This is a genomic window from Methylomonas sp. BG-2 (assembly GCF_057766305.1).
The window spans coordinates 1-6,964 of sequence record NZ_JBYMAP010000203.1; the positions used below are offsets into that span (position 1 = coordinate 1).

General features: G+C 56.8%; 10 protein-coding genes. 9 read left to right on the plus strand and 1 reads right to left on the minus strand.

Annotated elements, in window-relative coordinates:
* Positions 1-190: hypothetical protein (locus AC3B8H_RS16420; RefSeq protein WP_488442627.1), on the minus strand; the 190-nt coding region annotated here is incomplete at its 3' end.
* A 142-nt stretch (positions 191-332) separates the two neighbouring features.
* On the opposite strand from AC3B8H_RS16420, the gene lgt reads away from it, so the two are divergent.
* The 9 genes from lgt to AC3B8H_RS16465 all read left to right on the plus strand — a co-directional run.
* A complete protein-coding gene (gene lgt / locus AC3B8H_RS16425; RefSeq protein ID WP_488442628.1) occupies positions 333-1,121 on the plus strand; it encodes a prolipoprotein diacylglyceryl transferase in 789 nt (262 codons plus the stop codon).
* Between the two features lie 64 nt (positions 1,122-1,185).
* A complete protein-coding gene (prfB, locus tag AC3B8H_RS16430; protein WP_488442629.1) occupies positions 1,186-2,283 on the plus strand; it encodes a peptide chain release factor 2 in 1,098 nt (365 codons plus the stop codon).
* 27 nt (positions 2,284-2,310) lie between these two features.
* Positions 2,311-2,541: a DUF433 domain-containing protein gene (locus tag AC3B8H_RS16435; protein ID WP_488442630.1), complete on the plus strand. Its 231-nt coding sequence runs from the start codon at positions 2,311-2,313 to the stop codon at positions 2,539-2,541.
* On the plus strand, positions 2,538-2,906 hold the full coding sequence (locus AC3B8H_RS16440) for a DUF5615 family PIN-like protein (RefSeq protein ID WP_488442631.1): 369 nt from the start codon (positions 2,538-2,540) through the stop codon (positions 2,904-2,906). Before AC3B8H_RS16435 ends, AC3B8H_RS16440 begins: the two co-directional genes overlap by 4 nt.
* A 34-nt stretch (positions 2,907-2,940) precedes the next feature.
* Positions 2,941-4,437, plus strand: a complete 1,497-nt coding sequence (lysS, locus tag AC3B8H_RS16445) for a lysine--tRNA ligase (RefSeq protein WP_488442632.1) — start codon at positions 2,941-2,943, stop codon at positions 4,435-4,437.
* 39 nt (positions 4,438-4,476) lie between these two features.
* Positions 4,477-4,959 carry a flavin reductase family protein gene (locus AC3B8H_RS16450; protein ID WP_488442633.1) on the plus strand — a complete coding sequence of 161 codons (483 nt, stop codon included), beginning with the start codon at positions 4,477-4,479 and terminating at the stop codon, positions 4,957-4,959.
* A gap of 184 nt (positions 4,960-5,143) precedes the next feature.
* The gene (locus tag AC3B8H_RS16455; protein WP_488442634.1) at positions 5,144-5,365 is read left to right on the plus strand and encodes a Nif11-like leader peptide family natural product precursor; all 222 of its coding nucleotides are present in this window, start codon (positions 5,144-5,146) and stop codon (positions 5,363-5,365) included.
* A gap of 151 nt (positions 5,366-5,516) precedes the next feature.
* Positions 5,517-6,335 (plus strand): dihydropteroate synthase, encoded by an 819-nt coding sequence (gene folP, locus AC3B8H_RS16460; protein ID WP_488442635.1) that lies wholly within the window; start codon positions 5,517-5,519, stop codon positions 6,333-6,335.
* The coding region (locus AC3B8H_RS16465; protein WP_488442636.1) for a 1-aminocyclopropane-1-carboxylate deaminase/D-cysteine desulfhydrase at positions 6,311-6,964 on the plus strand (654 nt) is incomplete at its 3' end. The genes folP and AC3B8H_RS16465, both read left to right, overlap by 25 nt.

Below are 6,964 nucleotides of genomic sequence, written 5' to 3' on the forward strand. Positions count from 1 at the left end.
CGCTATTGGCGGCGGCCGGGAGGCTCCGGGCTCGGCAGGCCACCAGTTTGCCGTAATTCATCAGTAGGCCGGCGCTGGTTTGAGCCGGCGAGAAAATTTCGGACACGTCTTTAAGTTCGTCGCACGAGCGAGATTCGCAAGCACTCAGCAGAATTAACGCCAATATTCCGGGTAACACACGTCCAAGCATACGGTTTTCCTTCTTATTATGGTGCGATCAGCGATTGTTGCACAATCGCGATTCGGGTGGGTGCGGTTTGCGGCCGGCGCGGATTGCCGGCCAACGTTTAACCTTGTACCCTGTCCGTGTTTTGATCAATATTTTTATGACTATGCAACATTTGATTTGGCATATCGACCCAATTCTGTTCGATTTCGGCTTTGTGAAAATACGCTGGTATGGCCTGATGTTTGCGATGGGCTTCGTCGGCAGCTTCTTGACGATGCAGTGGATGTACCAACGCGAAGGTAAAAATGTCGAAGAGCTGGATACCCTGCTGTGGTACATGGTGATCGCGACGATATTGGGCGCCCGCTTGGGCCACACTTTGATTTACGACCCGGCCTACTATTTGTCGCATCCGTTGAAAATTCTGGCGGTATGGGAAGGCGGTTTGGCCAGTCATGGTGCGACGCTCGGCATCATTCTGGCGCTGTATTTATACCGGCGCCGCTACGGCGACGGCTTCTTTTGGTTGCTGGACCGGGTCAGCATTCCGACCGCGCTGGCCGGTGCGCTGATCCGCATCGGGAATTTTTTTAACTCGGAAATTCTCGGCACGCCCAGCGATCAACCGTGGGCCGTGGTGTTCAGCCGGATCGATCCGTTGCCGCGCCATCCGGTGCAACTCTACGAAGCGGCTTGTTATCTGGCGATTTACGCGGTTTGCTTGGCGATTTATCGTAGACATGCCGACAAGCCGGGTTTCTCGTTCGGCTGCTTTTTGACGCTGCTGTTCAGCGCGCGTTTTGGCTTGGAATATTTCAAAACCGAGCAGGCGATGTATGAGACCGCGTGGGCCATCACCACCGGCCAGTTGTTGAGCATCCCGTTTGTGTTGGCCGGTGTCGCTTGCATCGTCTGGAGTTTGAAAAACCGCCAGCCCATCGGCGCGGTGTAATCGTTTACAATAACCGGTTTTTTAACGCGGAGACCCCAGGCCTTGGCCAGGGTTTTAACAGTTGATGCTAGAAATTAATCCTATCAAATACAAGATTGCCGATTTGCGCGAACGCACCGCCGGGCTGAAAACCTATCTGGATTTCGATACCAAAAGCGAGCGGCTGGTCGAAGTATTGCGGGAGTTGGAAGATCCTGCCATCTGGAACAAGCCCGAGCAAGCGCAGGCGATGGGCAAGGAACGGGCGATGCTGGAAGGCATCGTCAATACCATCAAGGACCTAGAGCAAGGCCTGAACGACGCCGAGGAATTATTGGCGATGGCGGTCGAGGAAAACGACGAAGATACCGTCGAAACCGTCGCGACCGATCTGGAAGCTTACGAAAAGCAAGTCGCCGGTCTGGAATTTCAGCGCATGTTCGCCGGCGAAATGGACCCGAATAACGCCTTCCTGGACATTCAGGCCGGCTCGGGCGGCACCGAAGCTCAGGACTGGGCGTCGATGATAGAACGCATGTATCTGCGCTGGGGCGAGGCCAAGGGTTTCAAGACCGAGTTGATCGAAGAATCGCCCGGCGACGTGGCCGGCATCAAGAGCGCGACGATCAAATTCGAAGGCCCTTATGCCTTCGGTTGGTTGCGTACCGAAACCGGCGTGCACCGGTTGGTCCGCAAATCGCCGTTCGATTCAGGCAACCGCCGCCACACCTCGTTTGCATCGGTGTTCGTATCGCCGGAAATCGACGACGACATCGAAATCGACATCAATCCCGCCGATCTACGGATCGACGTTTACCGCGCCAGCGGCGCCGGCGGCCAGCACGTCAACCGGACCGAGTCGGCGGTGCGGATTACCCACGGACCCAGCGGCATCGTCACCCAATGCCAAAGTGACCGCTCGCAGCACAAAAACAAGGACACCGCGATGAAGCAGTTGAAAGCCAAACTTTACGAGATGGAAATGCTGAAACGCAGCGAAACCCAACAAGCCCTGGAAGATTCCAAGTCCGACATCGGCTGGGGCAGCCAGATTCGCTCTTACGTGCTGGACCAATCGCGGATCAAGGACTTGCGCACCAACGTCGAAACCGGCAATACCCAGGCGGTATTGGACGGGGCGCTGGATCAGTTTATCGAAGCTAGTTTGAAGAGCGGGTTGTAAAACGGTTGGCTCAAATTGGAGTAAGTTATGAAAGGTTTTCAACGGATTACTTTCGATCCTGCCGTCATGGGCGGCAAACCCTGTTTGCGCGGTCTAAGAGTGACAGCCGGAATGCTGGTGGGTTTGGTTGCCAGCGGCTATTCGACCGAACAGATATTGCGGCTGTATCCGTATCTGGAAGCCGATGATGTTACTGAGGCCTTGCGTTTTGCTGCCTGGCGCGCGGAGGAGCTAGAGTTGCCCTTGAACGCGGCGTGAAAATAGTATTGGACATGAATTTGTCACCGGCGTGGACCAGCGTGCTAAATGAGGCCGGTTTCGAAGCCTTTCACTGGTCCACGCTTGGCCCAGCGGATGCACCGGATACCGAATTATTTAAGTGGGCCAGGGAAAACGAAGCTGTGGTTTTTACCCACGATTTGGATTTTGGCGCGTTGTTAGCGTTGACCGGCGCAATCGCGCCAAGCGTATTTCAAATTCGAACCCAAGATATTTCACCCAAAGTACTCGGAAAGAGAGCCGTTGAATTGTTGCGTCGCTTCAATACCGAGCTTGAAAGCGGTGCTTTGATCGTTGCTGACGAATTACGCGAAAGAGTCAGATTATTGCCTTTAAATCGCTAAATTCAGCATATTTATCTTTATTAGTATTTTTAAAATGTCAGAACTCGAACACGACGAACAGGAACAGATTAGACAACGCCGCGAAAAATTAACCGCGTTGCGCGAAGAAGGTATTGCCTTTCCAACCGATTTTCGCCGCAATGTGGTGGCCGGCCAATTGTTGGCCGAATACGGCGAAAAATCCGAAGAGGAGCTATTGGCCGAACCGGTGCGGGTCAAGGTCGCCGGGCGGATGATGACCCGCCGGATCATGGGCAAGGCCAGTTTTTGCCACTTGCAGGACATGTCCGGGCAAATCCAGGCCTACGTGGCGCGCGACAATTTGCCGGAAGGCGTTTACAACGATCAGTTTAAGAAATGGGATATCGGTGACATCCTCGGCGCCGAAGGCATCTTGTTTAAAACCAAGACCGGCGAGCTCAGCGTCAAGGTCGACGACATTCGTTTGCTGACCAAGGCGCTACGGCCTTTGCCGGAAAAATTTCACGGCATCGCCGACCAGGAGATCAAATACCGCCAGCGCTATCTGGATTTGATCATGAGCGACGACACGCGCCAGACCTTCCTGATGCGCTCGAAAATCGTCAATTACATTCGGGAGTTTTTGATCGCCCGCGACTTTTTGGAAGTGGAAACGCCGATGATGCAAGTCATCCCTGGCGGCGCCACCGCGCGGCCGTTTACCACCTTTCATAATGCGCTGGACATGGAGCTGTACCTGCGCATTGCGCCGGAATTGTATTTGAAGCGCTTGGTGGTCGGCGGCTTCGAGCGAGTGTTCGAGATCAACCGCAACTTCCGCAACGAAGGCCTTTCGACCCGGCACAACCCGGAGTTCACGATGTTGGAGTTCTACCAAGCCTACGCCGAATACGGCGACTTGATGGACCTGACCGAAGCGATGCTGCGCGGTATCGCCCAAGACATCGTCGGCAACACCGCCGTCGAATATCAAGGGGAGACCTATGATTTCGGCCAACCCTTCGCGCGGATGACTGTGCTGGAATCGATCCTGCATTTCAATCCTGAGTTGACGCTAACCGATTTGACCAGCCGCGAAGCGGCGGTCAAGGTTGCCGAAAACCTGAAAATACCCGTCAAGGACAGCTACGGCTTGGGCAAGGTACAGATCGAGATTTTCGAGAAAACCGTCGAACATCGCTTGATGAATCCGACCTTCATCACCGCCTATCCGGTCGAAGTATCGCCGCTGGCGCGTCGTAACGACACCGATCCGCACGTCACCGACCGCTTCGAGTTTTTCGTCGGCGGCCGCGAAATCGCCAACGGTTTCACCGAGTTGAACGACGCCGAGGACCAAGCCGAGCGCTTTCAAAAGCAGGTCGAGGAAAAAGAAGCCGGCGACAACGAGGCGATGCACTTCGACGCCGACTACATCACCGCGTTGGAACACGGCATGCCGCCGACCGCCGGCGAGGGCATCGGCGTAGACCGGCTGGTGATGCTGTTTACCAATTCGCCGAGTATCCGCGACGTGCTGTTGTTCCCGCACATGCGCCCGAAACACTGATGCGGGGCTATCGCCGCGCCAATTGACTTAGAGAGATTTATGACTGTAGATGCCAGCCAGTTTAAAAATGCGCTGAAATTGTGGGCCAGCGGCGTCACGGTGGTGACCACCGCCGACCGCGACGGCCAACTCAAGGGCATGACCGCGACCGCGTTCAGCAGCGTGTCGATGGAGCCGCCGCAAATCCTGGTGTGCTTGAATCAACGCACCGATACCGGCAACGGCTTGCTGGAAAGCCGGTTTTTCGGCGTGAACATCCTGACCCGCGAGCAGGAAGCGGTGTCCAACCAGTTCGCCGGCAATACCACCCAAGCCGAACGCTTCGCGGCGGTGGCCTGGGTCGCCGGCGACACCGGCGTACCTTTACTCAGCGAGTCCGTGGCATCGTTGGAATGTCGCGTGGTCCAGCAGATACAAGCCGGCAGCCACTGGATCGTGGTCGGCGAGGTCGAGCGCGCGATTTGCCGGCAGGGCGATCCGCTGTTGTATTTCAACGGTGGTTATCGCGGTTTGGACAAATGACACTGCAATTGTCGGATTTGCGACAAAACCTTTTGAAGATTGTCGTTAAATTAAACTTTGTCGGATAAGCCCTCGAGATGAACGGACAAAAACCTTAAGTAATTCAAGTCTATTAAGTTGGCTTTTTTTTTGCTTAAAGCTGCTTGGATTAGTATCCAAAGTCAGATTCATTACGGAGTTATTCATGACGACCATTAAAGTGATAAAAGAGTTTTCCGACAAAGCCCGCGCCGATTCGGAACTGGGCGAGAAATTAAAAGCCGCGTTGAAGATTAAGGAATTGATCGCATTGGGTAAGGAATACGGCTTTGAAATCGACGAAGTCTTGTTGTACCCGCCCAACGAGCCGCAATTTACCGAAGATCAATTGTCCGAGCGTTTGGTAAAAGCCTTGTTGCGGGCATAATCCGCGTGGCGGACCGCTCCACCATTGGTGGAGCGGTCCGCCTTTCCTCGCTCCTATCCCCCGTGTTTTTCCTGCTACTTCTCGCCCGCTGTTCGTAAATCGGCTCCCCGGCGCTAAACTATGCGTTTGCCCGACCGGAGTGCCTTCCGCAATGTTTCATGCTATCGATAAACCCCGCTTGATGGGGATACTCAATGTCACGCCCGACAGTTTTTCCGACGGCGGCCGGTTTACCGGTCTGAGCGCGGCGGTCCGCCAAGCGGAAACCCTGCTGGAAGAGGGCGCCGACATCATCGACATTGGCGGCGAATCCACCCGTCCCGGTTCCGAACCGGTCAGTGCCGACGAACAAATCCGCCGGGTGGTGCCGGCGATCAGTGCGATCGTGAAGCTGGGTCGGCCGGTAACCCTCAGCATCGATACGATGCTGGCCCCGGTTGCCGCTGCCGCGCTCGATGCCGGTGCGACGTTGATCAACGACGTATCCGGCGGCCTAGGCGACCCGCGCATGCTCGATTTGGCCGCCCGGCGCGGCGCGGCGATCATCTTGATGCACATGCAAGGCACGCCGAAAACGATGCAGGAGGCGCCGCATTATCAGGACGCGGTCGGCGAAGTCGAGACCTTTCTGAAGCAGCGTGTTGACGCGGCGCTGGCGGCCGGGGTTCCGCGCGAGAACATCGCCATCGACCCCGGTATCGGCTTCGGCAAACGCAAGCAGGACAATCTGGAGCTGCTGGCCCACCTCGATCGTTTCGTCGCCCTCGGCTGGCCGGTGTTGCTGGGCACCAGCCGCAAGCGCTTCATGGGCAGTATATGCAATGTCGAACAACCGGCCGAACTGGTCACGGCGACCGCGGTGACGACCGCGCTGGGCGTGATGGCCGGCGTGCGATTGTTCAGAGTGCACGACGTCAAGGCCAACCGCCAGGCGCTGGACGTGGCTTGGGCGATCAAGCAAGCGCGTTGAACGACCTGCACCCGCGTTTGCGGGCTCTGGCCGATCGATTCGCGCCGACGCCGTTGCAACGGATCGCCGATCCGGCCTGGAGCGCGCGCGGCGTGGCACTGTCGATCAAACGCGACGATCTGCTGCATCCGGTGATTTCCGGCAACAAATGGCGCAAGCTCAAATACCCGCTGAATGATGCCTTGCAGCGCGGTGCCGATACCCTCGTCAGCATGGGCGGCGCCTACTCCAACCATTTGCACGCCTTGGCCTGCGCCGGCCGCGAGTTGGGACTGAAGACCGCCGCGTTTGTGCGCGGCGAGCGCCCGGCCGTACTGAATCCGACCTTGCTCGACCTTATGGAATGGGGCATGGCACTTCATTTCGTATCGCGCGAAGACTACCGAAACTTGCGCGCGCATCGGGAATGGAACAGTCTGCCGGGAATTCGGCCGGGGCAGTACTGGTTGCCGGAAGGTGGTGCCAGCGAATGGGCCAGGCAAGGTGTGGCCGAAGCGGTCGCGGAAATCGACGCACCTTACGACATACTGGCTTTGGCTTGCGGCACCGGCACCACGCTGGCGGGCGCGGTCGGCGCGGTGGCGTCCGGCGTGGAGATCGTGGGCGTGCCGGCCCTAAAAGGGGCCGAA

What these genes read in the sequence shown, in the direction of transcription:
- lgt (WP_488442628.1), top strand. Translation starts at nt 333, where the DNA reads ATGCAACATTTGATTTGGCATATCGACCCAATTCTGTTCGATTTCGGC.
- prfB (WP_488442629.1), top strand. Translation starts at nt 1,186, where the DNA reads ATGCTAGAAATTAATCCTATCAAATACAAGATTGCCGATTTGCGCGAA.
- AC3B8H_RS16435 (WP_488442630.1), top strand. Translation starts at nt 2,311, where the DNA reads ATGAAAGGTTTTCAACGGATTACTTTCGATCCTGCCGTCATGGGCGGC.
- lysS (WP_488442632.1), top strand. Translation starts at nt 2,941, where the DNA reads ATGTCAGAACTCGAACACGACGAACAGGAACAGATTAGACAACGCCGC.
- AC3B8H_RS16450 (WP_488442633.1), top strand. Translation starts at nt 4,477, where the DNA reads ATGACTGTAGATGCCAGCCAGTTTAAAAATGCGCTGAAATTGTGGGCC.
- AC3B8H_RS16455 (WP_488442634.1), top strand. Translation starts at nt 5,144, where the DNA reads ATGACGACCATTAAAGTGATAAAAGAGTTTTCCGACAAAGCCCGCGCC.
- folP (WP_488442635.1), top strand. Translation starts at nt 5,517, where the DNA reads ATGTTTCATGCTATCGATAAACCCCGCTTGATGGGGATACTCAATGTC.